The organism is Corynebacterium phoceense (assembly GCF_900092335.1).
Lineage (GTDB): Bacteria > Actinomycetota > Actinomycetes > Mycobacteriales > Mycobacteriaceae > Corynebacterium > Corynebacterium phoceense.
Genome location: NZ_LT596208.1, coordinates 582,842 through 602,799, shown reverse-complemented (window position 1 = coordinate 602,799; position 19,958 = coordinate 582,842). Strand labels below are relative to the sequence as shown.

The 19,958-nt window shown below is 63.1% G+C and carries 14 protein-coding genes; 6 read left to right on the top strand and 8 right to left on the bottom strand.

From position 1 onward, the window contains the following. The first annotated feature begins 80 nt into the window (after positions 1 to 80). Complete coding sequence (locus tag BN9444_RS06990; protein ID WP_068801651.1) at positions 81 to 548, top strand: DUF2269 domain-containing protein; 468 nt, start codon at positions 81 to 83, stop codon at positions 546 to 548. Positions 549 to 684: 136 nt separating this feature from the next. Here BN9444_RS06990 and BN9444_RS06985 read toward each other — a convergent pair whose 3' ends face one another. Together BN9444_RS06985 and BN9444_RS06980 are read right to left on the bottom strand one after the other, a co-directional pair. After that, positions 685 to 2,772: a DEAD/DEAH box helicase gene (locus BN9444_RS06985; RefSeq protein WP_066490718.1), complete on the bottom strand. Its 2,088-nt coding sequence runs from the start codon at positions 2,770 to 2,772 to the stop codon at positions 685 to 687. A gap of 257 nt (positions 2,773 to 3,029) precedes the next feature. Continuing rightward, positions 3,030 to 4,439, bottom strand: a complete 1,410-nt coding sequence (locus tag BN9444_RS06980; RefSeq protein ID WP_068801650.1) for an NAD-dependent succinate-semialdehyde dehydrogenase — start codon at positions 4,437 to 4,439, stop codon at positions 3,030 to 3,032. Between the two features lie 289 nt (positions 4,440 to 4,728). On the opposite strand from BN9444_RS06980, the gene BN9444_RS06975 reads away from it, so the two are divergent. Continuing rightward, the gene (locus BN9444_RS06975; protein ID WP_369814835.1) at positions 4,729 to 5,847 is read left to right on the top strand and encodes an alkene reductase; all 1,119 of its coding nucleotides are present in this window, start codon (positions 4,729 to 4,731) and stop codon (positions 5,845 to 5,847) included. 99 nt (positions 5,848 to 5,946) lie between these two features. Here the strand turns inward: BN9444_RS06975 and BN9444_RS06970 are convergent, their stop codons facing one another. Both BN9444_RS06970 and BN9444_RS06965 read right to left on the bottom strand, forming a co-directional pair. Further along, positions 5,947 to 6,786, bottom strand: a complete 840-nt coding sequence (locus BN9444_RS06970) for a MurR/RpiR family transcriptional regulator (RefSeq protein WP_068801649.1) — start codon at positions 6,784 to 6,786, stop codon at positions 5,947 to 5,949. A 22-nt stretch (positions 6,787 to 6,808) separates the two neighbouring features. After that, positions 6,809 to 8,077, bottom strand: a complete 1,269-nt coding sequence (locus tag BN9444_RS06965; protein ID WP_066509330.1) for an MFS transporter — start codon at positions 8,075 to 8,077, stop codon at positions 6,809 to 6,811. A 198-nt stretch (positions 8,078 to 8,275) separates the two neighbouring features. Between BN9444_RS06965 and BN9444_RS06960 the strand changes: the two genes are divergently transcribed. Then, the gene (locus tag BN9444_RS06960; RefSeq protein WP_066509328.1) at positions 8,276 to 8,818 is read left to right on the top strand and encodes a hypothetical protein; all 543 of its coding nucleotides are present in this window, start codon (positions 8,276 to 8,278) and stop codon (positions 8,816 to 8,818) included. Between the two features lie 55 nt (positions 8,819 to 8,873). Here the strand turns inward: BN9444_RS06960 and BN9444_RS06955 are convergent, their stop codons facing one another. From BN9444_RS06955 to BN9444_RS06945, 3 genes are all read right to left on the bottom strand, one after another. Continuing rightward, the gene (locus BN9444_RS06955; protein ID WP_068801648.1) at positions 8,874 to 9,797 is read right to left on the bottom strand and encodes a hypothetical protein; all 924 of its coding nucleotides are present in this window, start codon (positions 9,795 to 9,797) and stop codon (positions 8,874 to 8,876) included. Positions 9,798 to 9,968: 171 nt separating this feature from the next. Then, positions 9,969 to 10,820, bottom strand: a complete 852-nt coding sequence (locus BN9444_RS06950) for a DNA primase (RefSeq protein WP_066490697.1) — start codon at positions 10,818 to 10,820, stop codon at positions 9,969 to 9,971. A gap of 67 nt (positions 10,821 to 10,887) precedes the next feature. Then, entirely contained in the window at positions 10,888 to 12,693 is a 1,806-nt protein-coding gene (locus BN9444_RS06945) for a carboxylesterase/lipase family protein (RefSeq protein ID WP_084759271.1), read from the bottom strand. Between the two features lie 67 nt (positions 12,694 to 12,760). Between BN9444_RS06945 and BN9444_RS06940 the strand changes: the two genes are divergently transcribed. Beyond that, a complete protein-coding gene (locus tag BN9444_RS06940) occupies positions 12,761 to 13,579 on the top strand; it encodes a hypothetical protein (RefSeq protein ID WP_141681518.1) in 819 nt (272 codons plus the stop codon). A gap of 365 nt (positions 13,580 to 13,944) precedes the next feature. Beyond that, on the top strand, positions 13,945 to 17,670 hold the full coding sequence (locus BN9444_RS06935) for a multifunctional oxoglutarate decarboxylase/oxoglutarate dehydrogenase thiamine pyrophosphate-binding subunit/dihydrolipoyllysine-residue succinyltransferase subunit (protein ID WP_196131132.1): 3,726 nt from the start codon (positions 13,945 to 13,947) through the stop codon (positions 17,668 to 17,670). 182 nt (positions 17,671 to 17,852) lie between these two features. On the opposite strand, the gene BN9444_RS06930 is transcribed toward BN9444_RS06935, so the two are convergent. Further along, positions 17,853 to 18,653: a hypothetical protein gene (locus BN9444_RS06930; RefSeq protein WP_066509318.1), complete on the bottom strand. Its 801-nt coding sequence runs from the start codon at positions 18,651 to 18,653 to the stop codon at positions 17,853 to 17,855. A 94-nt stretch (positions 18,654 to 18,747) separates the two neighbouring features. Between BN9444_RS06930 and BN9444_RS06925 the strand changes: the two genes are divergently transcribed. Then, on the top strand, positions 18,748 to 19,878 hold the full coding sequence (locus BN9444_RS06925) for an Mrp/NBP35 family ATP-binding protein (RefSeq protein WP_066490683.1): 1,131 nt from the start codon (positions 18,748 to 18,750) through the stop codon (positions 19,876 to 19,878). Positions 19,879 to 19,958 lie beyond the last annotated feature (80 nt).

Sequence of the window (19,958 nt, the reverse complement as noted above, 5' to 3'; positions counted from 1 at the left end):
AGGCTAGTTCCCTAATGGCCGCAGGCGGCTTGCCTGCGTGCACGAAGCACACAACGAAAGGTCTTCAGACAGGTCACCCCATGACTACTCTCGCCATCGCAATCCACGTCATCGCTGCCATCCTGCTCGTCGGCCCGGTCATGGTCTCTACCTCCATGTTCCCGGCCCAGATCGCCACCGCCAAGGGCGGCAACACCGGCGCGCTCAACGTCCTGCACCGCATCACGAAGACCTACGGTCTCTTCTCCGCCATGGTCCCGGTCCTCGGCGTCGCCGTGTTCCTCACGGATCTGGCGACCTACGGCAAGCAGGGTCAGTTCCACGCCTCCATCGCTCTCGCCATCATCGCCTGGGCTCTGCTCATTTTCGTCGTCATCCCCAAGCAAAAGGCTGTCGTCGCGGCTCTGGGCGGCGACACCGACACTGTGCAGGCTGCTGCCCCGGCCGATAAGCCGGTCGATCTGGAGAAGTCCCGCTCCCAGATTGCGATGTTCTCCGGCATCTTCAACCTGCTGTGGATCATCATCGCGATCCTCATGTTCATTTAACGCGCCTCGCCTTGCGCGTCCTCGCGCGCTCGGTACCGTGTTGTCCCCGGCGCCAACCACATGCGAAAGACCCGGCCAGCGAACTCCTCTCGAGTCCGCTGGCCGGGTCTTTTCTGCGGTCTAGGCGTCTAGCTGGCTAGTCGCGCCAGCCACCGCGACGGTCATCACGGTCGCGGCTACCGCGGAAACCACCACGGCGGTCATCACGGTCGCGGCCACCACGGTAACCACCACGGCGATCGTCACGGCCACCACGGCGGTCATCACGGTCGCGGCCGCCACGGTAGCCTCCGCGGCGATCGTCACGGCCACCACGATCGTTGTCGCGACGCGGCGGACGACCAGTGTCCTTCGTAATGTTGATGAGCTGGCCGGAAATGCGCGTGTCCTTGAGACGGTCGAGCACGGCCGGATCCATGTCCTTCGGCAGGTCAACCAGGGTATGCCCCACGGCGATGGTAATGCGACCGAAGTCCTTGGAGGTCAAGCCACCTTCGTTGGCCAGGGCGCCGACGATGGCACCGGGGCGGACATTCTGGCGCTTGCCGACATCAAGGCGGTAGGTAACAAAGTCACCGTCAGGACGACGCGGGCCGCGATCACCACGGTCGCCGCGGCCACGGAAGCCACCGCGGTCGCGGTCACGACGGTCGTCGCGCTCAAAGCGGTCACGGTCGCGGCGGTCACGCTTGGACTTCGGTTGCTCCTTGAGTAGGAACTCCTGGCCTCCCTGCAGCTGCACGGCGAGTGCGGCGGCAATGTCGTCCATGGCCACATTGTTGGTCTCCGAGTACTTGCGCACGAGGCCGCGGAAGAGCTCCATCTGCTTGTCCTCGAGAGACTCGCCGATAGACGCCGCGAACTTCTCCTTGCGCTTCGCGTTGACCTCGTCGACGCTGGGCAGATCCATTTCCTCGAGGCGAGCATTGGTCACGCGCTCAATGGAACGGAGCATGCGACGCTCACGCGGGGTGACGAAGAGGATGGCCTCGCCTGTGCGGCCGGCACGACCGGTACGGCCGATGCGGTGGACATAGGACTCCGTGTCATTCGGAATATCGTAGTTGATGACGTGCGTGATGCGGTCCACGTCCAAGCCACGGGCCGCGACGTCTGTCGCGACGAGGATGTCCAAGCGGCCATCCTTGAGCTGGTCGACGGTGCGCTCACGCTGCTGCTGCGCGATGTCGCCGTTAATGGCGGCCGCGTTGTAGCCGGCGTCGCGCAGGGTGTCTGCAACTTCTTCGGTCTCGTGCTTCGTGCGGCAGAAGACAATCATGCCGTCGTATTCGATGACCTCCAGGATGCGCGTGAACGCATCCATCTTCTGGCGGTGTGCCGTAAGCAGGTAGCGCTGCGTGATGTTGTCGTTCGTGCGGCGCTCAGACTTGACGGTAACCTCAGCAGGTTCATTGAGGTACTGCTTGGACAGGCGGCGAATGCCATTGGGCATGGTCGCGGAGAAGAGTGCGACCTGCTTGTCTTCCGGAGTATCTTCGAGGATGCGCTCGACGTCTTCCTGGAAGCCCATGTTGAGCATCTCGTCCGCCTCATCGAGCACGAGAAAGCGCAGCTGCGAGATGTCCAGCGAGCCCTTCTCCAAGTGGTCGATGACGCGACCCGGGGTGCCGACGATGACCTGTGCGCCACGGCGCAAGCCCGAGAGCTGGATGCCGTAGGCCTGACCACCATAGATGGGCAGGATTTCAATGCGGCCTAGGTGGTCCGCGAAGGACTGGAAGGAGTCTGCGACCTGCAGGGCGAGCTCACGCGTCGGCGCGAGAACGAGGGCCTGCGGGTGGCGGGCATCCGGATCGATCTGGGACAGGACCGGCAGCGCGAACGCTGCGGTTTTACCCGTACCGGTCTGTGCAAGGCCCACGACGTCGCGGCCCTCCATCAAGATCGGAATGGTCTCTGCCTGAATGGGTGAAGGGGTGGTGTAGCCCACCTTGGCAACGGCCTCCTGAACTTCTTCAGGTAGACCGAGGTGCGCAAACCCCTGGGAGTCGTCATTGGCCGAATCCTCAGATTCGGCGCCGGTGTCCTCAGAAGTTGCCGCAGCCCTGGTGTCGTTGTCATTCGAGTCCGTGGCGCTATCTGCCACGACGTTATCCGTGGCATTGCCTGCCACGACACCTTGCGTGTTTTCCTGAGATTCCGACTGATTGAAATTTTCTTCCGGTTCGTTGACGCCGCCGGTGGCGTTATCGGTAATGCTCATTGCTCCACCCACACTACTTGACGCAGGCAATAAACACCATTGAATACACAAATAGTTACGTGTTGGTGGGCGGAAACACCGCGGTGCGCTCCCCACCCGAATGGTCACAATGGCTCGTCCCGGTTGCTAGTTCCGGTCGCGCCTCTCCCCTTCCCGCAGTATGCCCGCAACACGAAACGGCACCCACGATTCCATCGTGGACGCCGTCCTTATGCGAGGTGTTAGCGCATGTTCACGCTAACGAAAGCTACGCCAGATTAGAGGACGGGCGACAGTCCAGCGTCGTCTTGTCCGGAGACGCGGAACAGGTGCTCATTGACGAACTCGCCCACGCCCCAGCGTGCGAGCTCACGGCCGTAGCCGGAACGGCCCACGCCGCCGAAGGGCAGGCCAGCGGCGGTCACGGAGGCCTCGTTGACGAAGGTCATGCCGTCTTTGAGCTGGGAGGCGACCTTCGCAGCAGCCTCCACGTCGGCGCCCCACACGGAGCCGGACAGGCCGTACTCGGAGGCCTCGTTAGCCACCTTCACGGCCTCGTCTGCGTCCTTGACCTTGTAGACGATGGCGACGGGACCGAAGATCTCGTTGCAGCCCACGTCTGCCTTCGGGTCGACGTCGGTGAGCAGCGTGGGCTCCATGTAGGCGCCCTCGCGATCAAGGGCCTTGCCACCCACACGAATGGTGGCCTCACCGTTCTGCGCAGCCTTCTCGAGTCGCTCAACAATCTCGTCGCGCGCGTCGATGGAGGACAGCGGTCCGATGTCCGCGTTCTCGTCGTCGAAGGAGCCGACCTTCATCGCACCGATCTTCTCCTCGAGGTACTCGACGGTGCGGTCGTAGAAGTCTTCCATGACGATAAGGCGCTTGGGCGCGTTGCACGCCTGGCCGGTGTTATACATGCGGATGGGCAGGTACTGGTCCAGAACCCACTCAAGCTTCGCGTCGTCGAGAACGATGAACGGATCGTTGCCGCCCAGCTCGAGCACGGACTTCTTGTAGTTTTCGCCTGCGGTCTTCGCCACGGCAGCGCCAGCGCCCTCGGAGCCGGTGAGCGAGACGCCCTTGATGCGCTTATCCGCCACGAAGTCATCCATCTGGGAGCCCGAGGCGTAGATATTGATATACGCGTCCTTGGGCAGGCCCGCCTCGACGAGCAGATCCTCACAGTCCTGGGAGGACAGCGGGCAAATCGACGCATGCTTCAGCACGATGGTGTTGCCCAGCAACAGGTTGGGAGCAGCGAAACGGGCGACCTGGTAGTACGGGAAATTCCACGGCATGATGCCTAGCAGCGGGCCAAGCGGGTCCTTGCGCACGTAGCTGTGAATGGCACCCTGCGCCGGGAGTTCCTCGTCCGCGAGCAGCTCGTGCGCGTGCTCGGCGTAGTACCGGTAAATGTCGGCGACGATAGAAATCTCCGCCTTGCCCCAACGCGTGAGCTTGCCCATCTCACATCCGATGTGCTCGGCGAGTTCCTCCGCGCGCTCCTCGTAGAGGTCCGCGGTACGCGCCAGCACGGCGGCGCGCTCATCGATGCTTGTCGCGCTCCACTCCTTAAAGGCCGCCGTGGAGCGGTCTAAGATGCCATCGCGATCGGAGTCCGCGATGCGCTGAAAAGTCTCTTCTTGCTTACCAGTGTTCGGGTTATTTAATGCGAAATCAGCCATGGCCCCCTGCGTACCCGCACACCCGGCATCCTTCAATGAAGAACGGTGACGACCGCGGCTCACCACGCCAAAGACACGTCATACCTTTGCATATAAAGATCTGTTCGGGCTTAGGCGTGGCGGCTGGCCCAACGTCATACCCGCCAAGGCGGTGGCGACCACCGAAGTATGCGTGGCGCCGGTGGCGACGATGGCCTTCTTTGTCATTTCCATGGTTTCGAGAGTCCGTCGCGGCCCGCCGGGCGGTAGCCAATTCAACCGTAACCAACGCACCCGGAATAAAGCACAGATGCGCGCCGTTGTAGCCACCATGACCACGAGCGATCTGTTTAAGCCCCTGTCCCTCGGCCGTTACGAGCTGGCCAACCGCGTGACCATGGCGGCCCTCACCCGCTCCCGCGCGGGCGAGTCCGGCATCCCCACCGAGCTCCACGCGGAGTATTACTCGCAGCGTGTCAGCAACGGACTCGTCGTCACCGAGGGCACCTTCCCCGCGGTGTCCACCCGCGCCTTCCCCGGTCAGGCCGGTATCGAGACTGCAGAGCAGCAGGCCGGTTGGGCCAGGGTTGCGGACGCCGTCCACGCCAAGGGCGGCACAATCTTCATGCAGATGATGCATGCCGGCCGCCTGTCCCACACAACGCTATCGAACGGCCCGCAACCGGAGGCACCGTCCGCCATTGCCTCGGGCACCGCCGTACGCGACTTCGAGACCCGCAAAGACTGCCCGGTGCCCCGCGCCTTGGAGACCTCGGAGATCCCGCGCATCATCGAACAGTTCCGTGCCGCCGCCCGCCGCGCGGTCGACGCCGGCATTGATGGCGTCGAAATCCACGGCGCTAACGGATACCTGCTCCATGAATTCATGGGCGCCGTCTCCAACCAGCGCACGGACGAGTACGGCGGCTCGCCCGAAAACCGCGCCCGCCTGCTCATCGAGCTCACCCAGGCCCTTGTCGAGGAAATCGGCGCCGACCGCGTCGCCATCCGCCTGTCCCCCAAGATGAATGCCCAGGGGCCCATCGATCCCGAGGACAACGACGCAGAGGTCGCCGCCACCTACGGTGCCTACCTCGACGGCATCAAGGATCTGAACATCGCCTACGTATCCTTGCTCTGGGGATTCGAGGAGAACGCGCTTATCCAGAACCTTGCGGAGAAAGCCCGTGCCAACGGCACGACCCGCGTCCTCTTCAACACGGGCTTCCCCACCGTCACCCAGCTTTCCGATGCCGCCGCGCTCATCGAGCGCCCCTACGTCGACGCCGTCGTCGTAGGCCGCATGATTCTGGCTAACCCGGATCTCTCCCGCCGCTGGGAGGAGGGCCTTGAGCTCAACGAGCCGGACCCCGCCACCTTCTACGTGGGTGGCGCACATGGTTACACGGACTACCCGTTCGCTAGCTAGTTACGCTCCCGCTCACCGCTCAGCAACGCCGCCGCACTCCTCGTCTGGGGACTGCGGCAGCGTTGCTTTTATATTGTGCGCGCATGGTGCGTGCTGCGCTTAGGTCTCGAAGACGCGCTTGAGTCGATCGAGCCGGTCCTGGTATTCCTTGACGCGCTCCGCGTATCGTTCACCAATCGTCACGATGACCGAGTTGGCAATCATGAGCGGCACAGACATGGACAGCCAGCCATCGCGGGCGCCACGCGGGGACGCCAGCACGATATCCGGGATGGGCGAGAGAATCTGCAGATTATCCGTCACGAGCAGGATGTGTGCGCCAACTTTCTCCGCGTGCGCGAGGAGGTGGCGCAGCTGCCTGGAAGCTTTGCGGAACTCGAAGACGATGAGGACGTCCTTACCCGTCATGGTGAGCACAGCCTCCGCATTCTCATGCGCCGTCAGGTCGGTGAGGTCATGTACCGCAAGGCCAAAGCGGCCGAGACGGCGATAGTACATCTCAGACAACAGCGCGGAGTCGCTGCGGCCATAGATATAAATGCGCTCGCCTTCCATGATGAGATCCGCCGCAGCGTCGATATCGCGCTGCTTCACGTTCTTCGGGATGAGAATGAAGTTATCAATCTCAGACTGCACCATGTTGCCCAGCGTGGAACCATCGCGCATAGTCGCTGCCCGCGGCTTGAGCGTCTCCACGTGACCAGCAAGGAAATCAGAGTGCATGTCGCGCAGATCCGCGCGCAGCTCAAGGAAACCCTTGTAGCCGAGTTTCTTCGAGGTACGCGTCACGGCAGAGGGATGAACGCGGGCACGTGCGGCCACGTCTTCGCCGCGCCACAAGGCGGCCTCTGCTGGGTTGGATAGCAACACATCAACGATCGCGAGGTCCGACTTATTCAGGTCGGCACGATGACTCTCGACACGTTCTTGAAAACTCACGGGCGCTAGTCTAATGAAATTTTTATTTCCCAAGTAACCCGTTGGTCATTTTTTGGTTCCGCACGCGCAGACGGCGCGGGATAACCGTTTCTAACGGCTCGCGAGCAAAGAACCAACCGCTCAGCCCCACGACGGCAATGACCGCACATAGCCCAAAGGCTGCCATAAATCCCCATTCGTCCGCGAGTGCACCAATGACGATGGGGCCTAAGATTTGACCAAAGTCGCCCGCCATCTGGAATGCGGAGAGCACCTGGCCGCCAGAGCGCTCGTTGCCAATAACGTCCGCGAGTGCTGCCTGCTGCGCCGGATTGATAAGGCCCGAGGCCGCGCCGGCCAACACGGAGAATACGATGAGCGAGACCACGTGGTCCGCGAACCCCAGCGTGCCCATGAAGACCCCGGAGCCCACCAGGCCACTTATGATGAGGGGCTTGCGGCCCCACCTGTCTGCCAGGCGGCCCGAGAATTGCAGAACCGTCGCATTACCCGCCGCGAACGCCGCCAGCGCGAAACCAGAAGCCGCCGCACCGTTGTGAAAGACGGATGCCGCAAACAACGGAAGCACGGAGACGCGCACGCCCATGTTGATCCACGAGTGCGCAAAGTTCGACGTCAGCGCGGCGCGAAACGCCGTGTCAGACCATGCGTCACGCACCGCCATGTGTGGCGCCTCGTGGGCACGTTCCTCCTGGGGGTCGACCTTAGGCATGAGCACCGCCACGATAAGCGCGGCAATGCCCACGCCGACGCCGTAGATAAAAAACGGCCACCGGAAGCCGAGGAACGACAAGGACGCGCCCACCAGCGGTCCGGCCACGTTACCCAAGAGGAATGCCGTGCCGTAGAGTGCCGAACACTTGCCGCGAATCGTGGGCGGCGACAAACGCACGATAAGTCCCATGGCGGAAACCGTAAACATCGTCGAGCCAATGCCCGCGATGGCGCGCAACGCGAGGATGTGCCAATAGCTTTGCGACAGAGCAACCATGCCCGTGGCAACACCCACCGTGGTAAGGCCCACGAGGTAAATCCGGCGCGAGCCCAACATATCCACGAGGCGTCCGGACGCAGGCGCAAAGAACAGCCGCGACGCGGCAAATGCAGAGACCACACAACCCGCGGCCGCCATCGACACGTCGAAGCTCACCACGAACTGCGGCAGCAGCGGCGCAATGAGCCCGTAGCCAATCGCAATCATGAACGCCGCAGCGACCATAATCCAAATCTCACGCGGTATCTTCGCCTCAATCTGCGGCTCTACCGACTGCTGCGGCTCCGGGTGCGGCATGCCAGAAGATTCCGCGACGGACTGGCGTGACGCAGACAGTTCCCTGTCGTGTTCCGAAATTTTTTCTTCCCCTTTCTTCGTGCTATTCAGTCTATCGCTCTTGGATGCGCCGCTATAGTCGCCACATTTCGAACACGATTTCGATGTTCGGCATTGTCCGGACCCGGCGTGTTGGGGCCTAGCCCTACTCTGCGAAGCATGAACACTGTTGCTGATACTCACCTTGCCATCGAACTCTCCGCCGCAGAGACCGTGTCCAAGCTGCGCACCGTGCTGCGCCACCCGCGCTCCCTTGCCCGGCCCGTCGCCAGCTGGCGTCCGCCCACACTGGCGCTGCCTGCCGTGGGGGCTGCCCCACCGCTTATCATCGCGCTCACGCGCTATCGCGTGGGCCCGGTGGCCAAGGCTCGCGTCCGCGGTTATGGCGCCACCCGCGAGCCCGCGTATCTCATCAGCGCGCGGATCACGGATCCCACCGGACCGCTGCGTAGCGACGCCGCACTCGTCGCCGCCGAAGCATGGGTGCGCGCTGCGGTCAGCCCGGCGCCGGCACCCGCCGAAGAGGACACGTCACGCCCGGCGCTCGCAGCGGTCGACACGCCGCATGACTGCTACGGCGGAGACGCGGTGCACGAGATCACGACGTCCTCGGCCGCCACCTTTGTCTGGCTCGTGGACCGTGACTTCCGCCCGGTGCCGTCACCGTTGTCCATGTTCGAAAGCTTTGCGTCTGCGGCCTAACCAGCCACCGGCCATGGCCGCGAACCACTACCGGGGACCGCTGCCGCGCTGCGACTTAAGCCCTGTGGCGGCCTTGTGCGTCTGCGCCTAGCGCGCGAGAGCCCTCGTTGCGGGGCGTTCCTGCGGTGCCGGTAGTTTCGCGTGCGAGCTCATTCAACGCACGGCCGGCGTCCTTGACTTCTTGCTCGCTCTCAGTGAGAAGAATGCGCGACAGCCGCGGCTCGTTGCCGCTAAAGGTAAAGAAAGCCATGGGGCGCGGCGGCATATAACGCACCAGGACGAGCACGATGAGCACGCAGAACGTTTTATCAATGCTGTCGCAGATGAGGTTCTGCAAGATAGTGGCTTCCACCTCGCCCATGCGCAGCAGCACAAAGAAGTTCGCGAAGGATTCCGCGTTCGGCGTCGAGTCGCCGCGTAGCGCAACGAGGACGGTAAGCGACGACAGGATGCCGTTGATCAGACCGATGAACGCACCGCGCGCCATGACGCTGCCGAGTGAGGAGAACACGGAGACGCGCGCGCAATAGCTCACGGCCAGGGCAACGAAGGCTGCGGAGACCACGTGCGGAATCATCATGGGTGCCGAGAATCCCCAAAGCACGGCGGTAAGCCCGGCGGTCGCGAGCCCGAGGATCGGTCCGCCAATGACAGTTGCGCCGATGGTGCCCAGCGTGTCGCCATAAAAAGGCAATCCCAGGCGATCGACGGACATGCCCACCACAATGTTGACGAACACGCCCATGGGCACGATGATGAACACACGGTCAGGCGCACTGCCGTATCCAGCAATGAGAAACAGTACGGTCGCGACGGCGACGAGGATGTACATCGTCTCCTCTGCCGGAATGTCATAGATGCGGTGGAGCGGGATGTCCCCTGGCCATTGAAACAATGCGACAAACCACTGGCTGGCTAGGAGCGCGACGCCCACAACAGCGAGGACGGTGCGCCACCGCGCTTGGGTCTGGGACTCCACTGTCCTGTCGTCCTCGTCTCTTATCTAGGCCATGGCGTGCCGCCGCGCCGAGTGGAACCGGCGCGGCACATACATTCGGGCTATTAGTTTTAGTTTAACGCGACGGCAGATACTTTAACGCGGCGGTCGGCACATTTCTTCAGCAGTGGCTATCCAACCCAACGCCGCAGACTAGTCACGCGTGATGTCGGTGCCCTCGGCGTCGTCGTCAGTCTCCACGTCGTCCTCGTCCTCGTCGAAGTCGTCGTCACCGTCCAGCTCGTCCGCGTCGAGATCATCGGCGCCGAAGATGTCGTAGACCTCAGGCTCGTCATAGTCGTCATCGTCGAAGGACACGAGCTGTGCTTCCCAATCGAGGGCCTGCTCGGAGACGAGTCCCAGTACGTCGAAGAGACGATCAAAGTCGGTGTACGTGCCCAGCTCGAGGGTCTCGGCGGGAATCTCGATGACGGGGCCTTCGCCCAGGCCATTGCTCAGCAGCTCGAGGCGGTCATCATCGAAGTCGTCGCCCAGCTCCCACAGCTCGTGGATGGACTCGTCTTCGAGCTCCTCAAACTCTTCTTCATCAAAATCGAAAGCCACGAAGCGCACGACGGCGCAGGGCTCGCCGTCCACGGACTCAACGAGCACGCGCAGCTCCGAGTCATTGGCGACCTCGGCGACAACGAGATTCGGGTTGAACTCGTCTTGTGCGAATTCAAGTTCCGCAATGCGCTCATCGGTGCCCTCGAGCAGATCGCGCAGCACCGTGACAACCTGGTCGGTCGCGATGTGGCGCGCCACAGCGTCGAGCGCGTCGTCCACGGAGAAGGCGACGGAGACCAAGACGGCCTCAAATTCCTCATCGTCTTCGTCGACATCCGCCGCCGCGATGTACACGTTGGCCGCCGGCAGCAGCGGATCGATCTCCTGGAACTGAATCTCCAGGTCAGAGGTGATAGGAACGAACATGATGTCATCGTGAACGCGGGACTCGATGCCCTCAGCGTCCAGTGCAGTCGCAATATCTTCAAAGAAGCTCATGGTGACCCTTTCGATTCGTGATGGCGTGCACGAGGCGGTGGCTTCCGTCCACCGCCACAGCTTACCTTTATTCCAGCGTGCCCGTGATGAATCCCAGTTGTGCCGCCAACTCTGGGCGGCCGACTCCCCACTCGCACATGTTGTAATTATCCCAGGCCACGCGGCGTTGCGAGTACGGATCCGCCTCGACACGCACCACGTCGTCGAAGACAAGAGTCTCGCGCAAGGCCAGCTGAACGCGTGCCTCCTCGCCCGCGGGCACGAGGCGATGGGCCGTATCGGCCGGGTGCGCGACCCGGTACGGTGGCCACTCTGGACCCGGTTCGCCGCCGTGGATGAAGGCGGCCCACTGGCGCTGCATGAGGACCGTGAGTTCATCGAAGCTCTCTGTCGAGCCGATACGCGTGAGCGTCGACATGCGCGAGGCCTGCGCGTCGCCGAAGACATTGGAGAGCTCAAGCGAATGCATAGCACCAAGCCCTAACCAGCGCAGCGCCACCGGCGCGAAGTCGAAACGGTACATCCATGTCGGTGCGACCAGGCTGTGTGCCTCGGCGACGCGCACAGACGGCGCCCAAAAGAGGGCATCGGCAAGCAAATGCGCAAAGTCCGCGCGCGTGGACGCGCCGTTATAGGCGGCGACGACGGCAGGCGCGCCCTCCTCGTCGAAGCTGGAGAGCAGGTGCAACGCCGCGCGCTGGCGGGCAAATTCGCGCTGAAAGAGGAACTTACCAAAACTCGCCTCATCCGAATTCGTGCCGATGAGCAGCGGCACGGGGGCCTGCTCGCCCGCCTCAAACGTATCGATGGGGTGCCGCGGCACCAGATCCCCGTCGACGGTGGGCGCGTAGCAGGAGTTGAGATGGAGAAGCTCACCCGCGCGCCACATCATGGATTGCCCCGCGCGCACGATGTCCGCGAAGTGCTGGTTCTGGACGTCCCCTAGCGTGGCCAGGCGCGGCAGGGACAGCTTGTTTACCAGCTCGCGGGCCCACAGGGTCGACTGCGTGCGCGAATGGATCATGGAAATGGGCGGCGATTGCGCAATGGCGCGGTGAAACAGCCCGCGCGCAGCCGGGGTGCCCATGAGCGTAAGCACGGCCGCACCGCCGGCGGACTCCCCCATGAGCGTGACGGAGTCCGGGTCGCCACCGAAGCTCGCAATGTTATCGCGCACCCACTTCAGCGCGAGGAGCTGGTCGCTCACGGCCGGGTTGGCGCAAGCACCCTCGGCTGCGCTGAGACTGCGCATGTCGAGGTATCCCAACGCACCGAGCCGGAAGTTCACGGAGACGTAGACGACGTTCATGGTCTGCGCGAGCTGAAAGCCACGCAGCATGAGCATGTGGGAGGAGCCGACGATAAACGAACCGCCGTGGAGATAGACGACCACGGGCAGGGTCTCGTCCGTGTCGGGGCGCACGACGTCCAAATGGAGGCAGTCCTCAGAGCCCACAATCTTGTCCGTCCACGAATACGTGGGCTGCGGGGCAACCGGCCCAAATTCGCGACAGTCACGAATGCCTTCCCACCCCTGTGCGGGGCGTGATCGCTGAAAGCGTCCCGAGCCGCTCGTATCCGCGCCAAACGGAATGCCGCGCCAGGAGCGCACGGCCGCTCCCGAAACGTCCTCATACAGACCGCGCACCCAGCCCTGCTGAGTGTGCACCGTCAAGGCATCCGCCAGCGCATTATCGGCCCTTAACTGGGCACGACGTGCGCGCGCATGAGCCTCCCGAGCGGCCCGCCGCGCCTCGGACACGGTGGGCTCATACCCATGGTCCGCTCGCGCCTGACCCGCGGCGCCACGAGGGAGCCGCGGGGGCGTGTTTTCCGGGCGGTGTGCGCGCGGTGGACGGTTGAGCGAGCTCATGCCTCCAGCGTAATTCCGTACACTCGATCCTGCGTACCAATGACAAACATGATTTAAGGAAGCGACCATGATTTCAGACAAGCTCTTTGGAAAGAAGTCCTCGACCAAGGCTGAGGTGCAGCCGCGCGACGACGGCGAGGGCACCGTCCTCACGGAGGAAGAGCGTTCCCTCAACGATTCCTTTCGCACGCAATGGGCCACGGAAAATTCTGACGGTGACAAGTTCTCCGCCATCATCTTGAGCACGCTCGACCGGGCGGTCGGTATTCAGGCCAGCACCATCTCGAAATACGTGGACGGCGTAATCGAGAAGAACCAGAACGTCTCCATGGACACCCGCCAAGGCGTTATCGATGACCACTTCCTCAAGATCGTCACGGGCACCGGCGCCGGTGCCGGCGGCGCCGCGGCCATTCCGGGTATCGGTTTCGCGACGGGTACTGCGGCGATTGCCGCGGAGTCCGTGGTCTTCCTCGAGGCCGCCACGTGGTACATCCTGGCCTCGGCTAAGCTCCGCGGCATAGCCATTGAGGACAAGGAACTGCGCCGCGCACTTGTGCTCATGGTGCTTTCCGGCTCCCGCGGCACCGCCATCGTTGACACCTTCTTCACCGAGGCTGCCGATGCCCCCGGTGCGGCCACTGCCACCCGTCCCGGTTCCCTTGCCTCGGCCGCCGCGCTCACGCGCTTTTCCGCACCGACGCTGCAGGGCCTGTCCGGCCGCCTGGCCAAGACATTCACCAAGAAGGTCGTCGGCCGCTTCAAGTGGGCATGGCTGTCCAAGCTGCTGCCGTTGGGCCTGGGCGCCGTCGCCGGCGGCATCGCCAATCGCAAGCTAGCGCGCAGAGTCATGGACAACGTACACACGCAGCTGCGTGCTCTATAAGGACCCTGCACCTCCGTGTCCGCCCCGTGGCCCCAGAGCACGACCTGTGTACTACTTTCCGACTTCGTCCTGCGCTGGGTGGTGGACGCGGCACCCCCGCTTGGGCGAGCGTTCCCCACACCGTAACGAATAAGCGCAGGTTAGTGGGCGGAAATTATGCACCCACTCTAAAAGTCACCAAACGACCCCCCACTCTGTGAATGTTTCACAGTGTGGGGTTTATCATGGTGGGCAGACTATCGGCACCGGTGGGCCTTCTGCAGGCCCTTCTAGATTCCGGCCGTCGGTCCCAGCGTCGAATAAACGACCGCGATAAACGCAACTTAAATAAGCATGTAAGCAAGGAAATGAGGCGAGCATCTGCCGTGAGCAACTCGAGCATCTTCGGCCCCAACGCATGGCTGATTGACGAACAGTTCCAGCAGTATTCCAAGGACCCGAACTCCGTCGACAAGGAGTGGCGCGAGTACTTCAAGGCCAACGGCGCCCCGCAAAGCGCAACGCAGTCTCCGGCTGCCGTGAAGCAGTCCGAGGGTTCTTCCATCGAAGTCAAGCAGTCCGCGCGCGAGACCAGCACGTCTGCCGCCGCTGCCGACGCTCAGGCTTCCACGAAGAAGGCTGCACCGGCACCGGATAAGCCGGCTTCCAAGAAGTCCGCTGCGAAGAAGTCGCAGTCCCCGCTCGAGCGCATTGGCGAGGCACCGGAGCCGGGCGAGACCCAGCTCAAGGGCATGTTCAAGGCCATCGCCAAGAACATGGACGAGTCTCTGACCATCCCCACGGCCACCACCGTGCGTGATATGCCGGTCAAGCTCATGTGGGAAAACCGCGCGCTCATCAACGATCACCTCAAGCGCACCCGCGGCGGCAAGATCTCCTTTACCCATATCCTCGGCTACGCCATGGTCAAGGCCGTACAGATCCACCCGGCCATGAACGTGCGTTACGAAAACAAGGACGGCAAGCCTTTCGTTATTCAGCCCGAGCACGTCAACTTGGGTCTAGCCATCGACCTTCCACAGAAGGACGGATCCCGCGCCCTCGTCGTTGCCGCCATCAAGGACTGCGAGCACAAGTCCTTCGCCGAGTTCCTCGACGCCTACGAGGACATCGTCGCGCGTTCCCGCAAGAACAAGCTGACCATGGATGACTTCTCGGGCGTGACCATCAACCTCACCAACCCGGGCGGCATTGGTACCCGCCACTCCATCGCCCGCCTCACCAAGGGTTCTGGCGCGATTATCGGTGTCGGTTCTATGGATTACCCGGCCGAGTTCGCTGGTGCCTCTGCAGACCGCCTCGCTGAACTGGGCGTAGGCCGCCTCGTCACCCTGACCTCCACCTACGACCACCGTGTCATCCAGGGTGCGGAGTCCGGCGAGTTCCTGCGCACCATCGGCCAGCTCATCAATGATGACGCCTTCTGGGATGAAATCTTCAAGTCCATGGGCGTGCCCTACGCTCCGTTCCGCTGGGCACAGGACGTGCCGAACACCGGCGTGGACAAGAACACCCGCGTCATGCAGCTCATCGAGGCCTACCGCTCCCGCGGTCACCTCATTGCAGACGTCAACCCGCTGAATTGGCGCCAGCCGGGCCTGCCTTGGCCGGATCACCGCGACCTGGACATGCGCACCCATGGCCTGAGCATCTGGGATTTGGATCGCACCTTCAACGTCGGCGGCTTCGGCGGCAAGGAGCAGATGACGCTGCGCGAGGTGCTCTCCCGCCTCCGCGCTGCCTACACCCTCAAGGTTGGCTCCGAGTACGCCCACATCATGGACCGCGACGAACGCGAGTGGCTGCGCGACCGCCTCGAGGCTGGCGTCCCGAAGCCCACCAACGCTGAGCAGAAGTACATCCTGCAGAAGGTCAACGCGGCAGAAGCCTTCGAGAACTTCCTGCAGACCAAGTACGTGGGCCAGAAGCGCTTCTCGCTGGAGGGCGCCGAGTCGCTCATCCCGCTCATGGACTCCATCATCGACACCGCTGCAGGCCAGGACCTCGACGAGGTCGTCATCGGCATGCCGCACCGTGGTCGCCTCAACGTCCTGTTCAACATCGTGGGCAAGCCGCTGGCCGACATCTTCGATGAGTTCGACGGCAAGTACAAGGAAGGCCAGCTCGGCGGCTCCGGCGACGTCAAGTACCACCTCGGCGCCGAGGGCGAGCACTACCAGATGTTCGGCGACGGCGACATCAAGATCACCCTTGCCGCCAACCCGTCCCACCTCGAGGCCGTTGACCCAGTCATGGAGGGCATGGCCCGCGCGAAGGAAGACCTTCTGGGCAAGCCGGGCGAGCACCCCGTCGTGCCGATCATGCTCCACGGCGATTCATCCTTCAACGGTCTGGGCATTGTCCAGGAGACCATCAACCTCTCCCGCCTGCAGCCCTACACCGTGGGCGGCACCGTCCACATCGTCGTCAACAACCAGGTGGGCTTCACCACCACCCCGGACCTGGCGCGTTCCACCCACTACTCCACCGACCTCGCCAAGGGCTTCGACTGCCCAGTCTTCCACGTCAACGGCGACGACCCGGAGGCTGTCTACTGGGTGGGCCAGCTGGCCGCTGAGTACCGCCACGCATGGGGCAAGGACGTCTTCATCGACCTCATCTGCTACCGCCTGCGCGGCCACAATGAGGCGGACGATCCGTCTATGACGCAGCCGCTGCTCTACGACATCATCGACGACCACACCTCCGTGCGTGAGCGCTACACCCAGGAGCTCATTGGCCGCGGCGACCTCTCCGACGAAGAGGCAGAGGCAGCAGCACGCGACTTCCACGACCAGATGGAGTCCGTCTTCACCGAGGTCAAGGCCGCGGAGAAGGCGAAGCCGAAGCAGCAGACCGGCATCACCGGATCCCAGGAGCTCACCCGCGGTCTCGACACGTCCATCACCCGCGACGAGCTCGCCGCGCTGGGCCAGGCCTTCCTCGATACCCCGGAGGGCTTCCAGTACCACAAGCGCGTGGCCAAGGTGGCCGAGCAGCGTGCAAAGGCCGCCATCGAAGGCGGTATCGACTGGGGCTTCGGCGAGCTCATCGCCTTCGGCTCCCTCGCTAACGCCGGTAAGACCATCCGCCTCGCTGGTGAGGATTCCCGCCGCGGTACCTTCACCCAGCGCCACGCGGTCGTCTTCGACCCGACCTCTGGTGACGAGTTCAACCCGCTTGACGCTCTCGCTAACGAGCGCGGCAACGGCGGCTCCTTCAACGTCTTCAACTCTGCGCTGACCGAATACGCCGGCATGGGCTTCGAGTACGGCTACGGCCTGGGCAACCCCGACGCCGTCGTCGCATGGGAGGCACAGTTCGGTGACTTCGCCAACGGCGCACAGACCATCATCGACGAGTACGTCTCCTCCGGCGAGGCCAAGTGGGGTCTGCTCAGCTCGCTCATCCTCCTCCTGCCGCACGGCTACGAGGGCCAGGGCCCTGACCACTCCTCCGCCCGTATCGAGCGCTACCTGCAGCTGTGTGCTGAGGGTTCCATGACCGTGGCTCAGCCGTCTACCCCGGCTAACCACTTCCACCTCCTGCGCCGCCAGGCACTCGGTGACATGAAGCGCCCGCTCGTTATCTTCTCCCCGAAGGCCATGCTGCGCCTCAAGGACGCGGCTTCCTCCGTCGAGGAATTCACCGAAGTCAAGAAGTTCCGCTCGGTCATCAACGACCCGAAGTACTTCGACCTGCAGGGTGAGAAGATTGCGGATACCTCCAAGGTCAAGACCATCATGCTCGTCTCCGGCAAGCTCTACTACGACCTTGCTAAGAAGCGCGACAAGGATGGCCGCGAGGACGTCGCTCTCGTGCGCGTGGAAATGCTCCACCCGATCCCGTTCAACCGTCTGCGCGAGGCCTTCGCTGCATATCCGAACGCGGAGCAGATTCGCTTCGTCCAGGCTGAGCCGGCCAACCAGGGTCCGTGGCCGTTCTACAACGAGCACCTGCGTCGCCTCATCCCGGATATGCCGGAGATGGTGCGCGTGTCCCGCCGCGCTCAGTCCTCGACTGCAACCGGTAACGCCAAGGTCCACGCCATTGAGCATGACCAGCTGCTTGAGGAAGCCTTCGCGAAGTAAGGTTCTTCCCTCCTAGCACGACGCCCCACTGACAGCTCCCCCGCTGTCGCCGGGGCGTCGGTGTTTTTCACGTCCCCGCCACGCACAAATCCGCTCGCCCACACCATGGACGAGCGGATATCTCTAGCGGCATCTAGCCCGCGCACAGCCGCGCCGCAGGTCTCAGCAACTAAGCCGCCACGCTACTTCAACGTCGAGCCGCCTGTATCGCCAGACCCCGACCCAGCGCCGGCGTTGGCGCCGGCATCCCCGCCCGCGCCGCCGTCGCTCGTGCCGCTGCCTTCCGAACTACCGCTTGTGTCTCCTGGGTTCGACGTGGAGGTGTTAAGCCAGTGCTCCACCGTCTGGCTCACGCTGCCTGTGCGGTCAGCCTCCTCCACCAGGTCGTCGAGGTCCTCGGTGGTGAGATACTTCGTCACCGAGGCAATCTCAAAACGCTCGTCCCGATCAAGCAGATCTTTAGCGTAGATAGGTACAAAGTTCTGAGGCAGATCGACCTTTTCTTGATCTTTGCAGCCCGGTGCGGACGAAGGATCCACGGTTGTCAGCACCGTGGGCAGAGCATTCATCATCGCGATGTGCGTCTCTGCAAGGAAGTCCCGGTCCGTCTCGTCACCGGCCTCCTCGCGTTCCTTCTCTAGGCGCTTGGCCGTGGGCATATCGAAGCCCGCGAGCGCGTTGCCGGTACATGCCACGAGGAAATTCGAGTTTCCCTCTTCCAATTCATCCACGCGGGAGCTGCTATCCGGCATCTGCTCATGCACGAGACTGGCAGAGCGCCCCTCCTCCCCGAGGGTCTGGATATAGATTTCTCCGAGCACGAGCTGCTCGGGGGAATCAGGGGCCACCGCGATGCGCACTTGTGCCCGAGACAGTTCAGATGCCTCAGGCAACGGCTCCTGGCGCGCGCACGCGCTCACCCCTGCCGTGCTCGCTGCCACCGCTGTGAGAGCCACAAGTCGGCGGGCAAAACGTGTATGCATGAACGGGGCTCCTTGTCGCGAGATCAGCTCGAATCCAGGTGGTACGGGTGACCAGTTTACACGGGTAGATCCGGGACTAAGATGGGTAGCTGATATGACTAACGCAATTGAAGAATCCCACGTACGCGAGGCACTGTCCCGCGTCGAGGACCCCGAAATCGGTCGCCCGATTACCGAGCTGGACATGGTGAAATCCATCGCCATTGACGGCAACGATGTCGCGGTCGAGATCTACCTCACCATCGCTGGCTGCCCCATGAAAAACACCATCGAACAGAACACCCGCGCGGTGCTCGAAGACCTCGAGGGCGTGGGCACCGTGACCGTGACTATGGACGCGATGAATGACGACCAACGTCGTGCCCTCAAGAAAAAGCTGCGCGGTGGCCAGGCCGAGCCCGAAATCCCCTTCGCCAAGCCGAATTCCACGACGCGCGTCTTCGCCGTGGCTTCCGGCAAAGGCGGCGTGGGCAAGTCGTCCATGACGGCCAATCTGGGCGCCGCGCTCGCTGCCCGCGGCCTCAAGGTTGGCATCGTCGATGCCGATATTTACGGCCACTCCATCCCCGGTCTCCTGGGCAATATGGAACCGCCCACGGTCATCGATGAGGAAATGCTGCTGCCGCCGATCGCGCACGGCCTCAAGTTCATCTCCATCGGCCAGTTCATCGAGGGCAATGCCCCCATCGTGTGGCGCGGCCCTATGCTCCACCGCGCGCTTCAGCAGTTCCTGGGCGATGTCTTCTGGGGCGATCTTGACGTCCTTCTCCTCGACTTGCCGCCGGGTACCGGCGATGTCGCGCTGTCGGTCGCACAGCTCATCCCCAACGCGGAGCTCCTCGTCGTCACCACGCCGCAGGCAGCCGCCGCTGAGGTCGCTGAGCGTGCCGGCTCGATGGCGCAGCAGACCGGCCAGCGTGTCGCCGGAGTCGTGGAGAACATGTCTGCCATGGTGATGCCGGATGGCTCCACGATGGAGATCTTCGGCGCAGGCGGCGGCCATACCGTCGCCAATCGCCTGAGCACGCTCCTTGGCGCCGACGTTCCGCTGCTCGGTCAGATCCCGCTGGATCCGGCCCTGCGCACCAATGGCGATGAAGGCACCCCCGTAGTCGTTGCGGCGCCTGAGTCCCCCGCCGGAGCCGCGCTTGCCGATGTCGCCTCGAAGCTCGTCGTCCGCAAGGACTCGCTCGCTGGCAAGTCTTTGGGTCTCGGCGTGAAGTAGACCGCACGAGATAAAGCCTCGCGAACACTGTACCGAGAGTTCACGGGGCCTTTTCTTCTATGTTCTTGTTCCCTATGGTT

Coding starts and splice junctions, on each gene's coding strand:
- BN9444_RS06990 (WP_068801651.1), top strand. CDS start 81: ATGACTACTCTCGCCATCGCAATCCACGTCATCGCTGCCATCCTGCTC.
- BN9444_RS06985 (WP_066490718.1), bottom strand. CDS start 2,772: ATGAGCATTACCGATAACGCCACCGGCGGCGTCAACGAACCGGAAGAA.
- BN9444_RS06980 (WP_068801650.1), bottom strand. CDS start 4,439: ATGGCTGATTTCGCATTAAATAACCCGAACACTGGTAAGCAAGAAGAG.
- BN9444_RS06975 (WP_369814835.1), top strand. CDS start 4,729: ATGCGCGCCGTTGTAGCCACCATGACCACGAGCGATCTGTTTAAGCCC.
- BN9444_RS06965 (WP_066509330.1), bottom strand. CDS start 8,077: ATGCCGCACCCGGAGCCGCAGCAGTCGGTAGAGCCGCAGATTGAGGCG.
- BN9444_RS06960 (WP_066509328.1), top strand. CDS start 8,276: ATGAACACTGTTGCTGATACTCACCTTGCCATCGAACTCTCCGCCGCA.
- BN9444_RS06950 (WP_066490697.1), bottom strand. CDS start 10,820: ATGAGCTTCTTTGAAGATATTGCGACTGCACTGGACGCTGAGGGCATC.
- BN9444_RS06945 (WP_084759271.1), bottom strand. CDS start 12,693: ATGAGCTCGCTCAACCGTCCACCGCGCGCACACCGCCCGGAAAACACG.
- BN9444_RS06940 (WP_141681518.1), top strand. CDS start 12,761: ATGATTTCAGACAAGCTCTTTGGAAAGAAGTCCTCGACCAAGGCTGAG.
- BN9444_RS06930 (WP_066509318.1), bottom strand. CDS start 18,653: ATGCATACACGTTTTGCCCGCCGACTTGTGGCTCTCACAGCGGTGGCA.
- BN9444_RS06925 (WP_066490683.1), top strand. CDS start 18,748: ATGACTAACGCAATTGAAGAATCCCACGTACGCGAGGCACTGTCCCGC.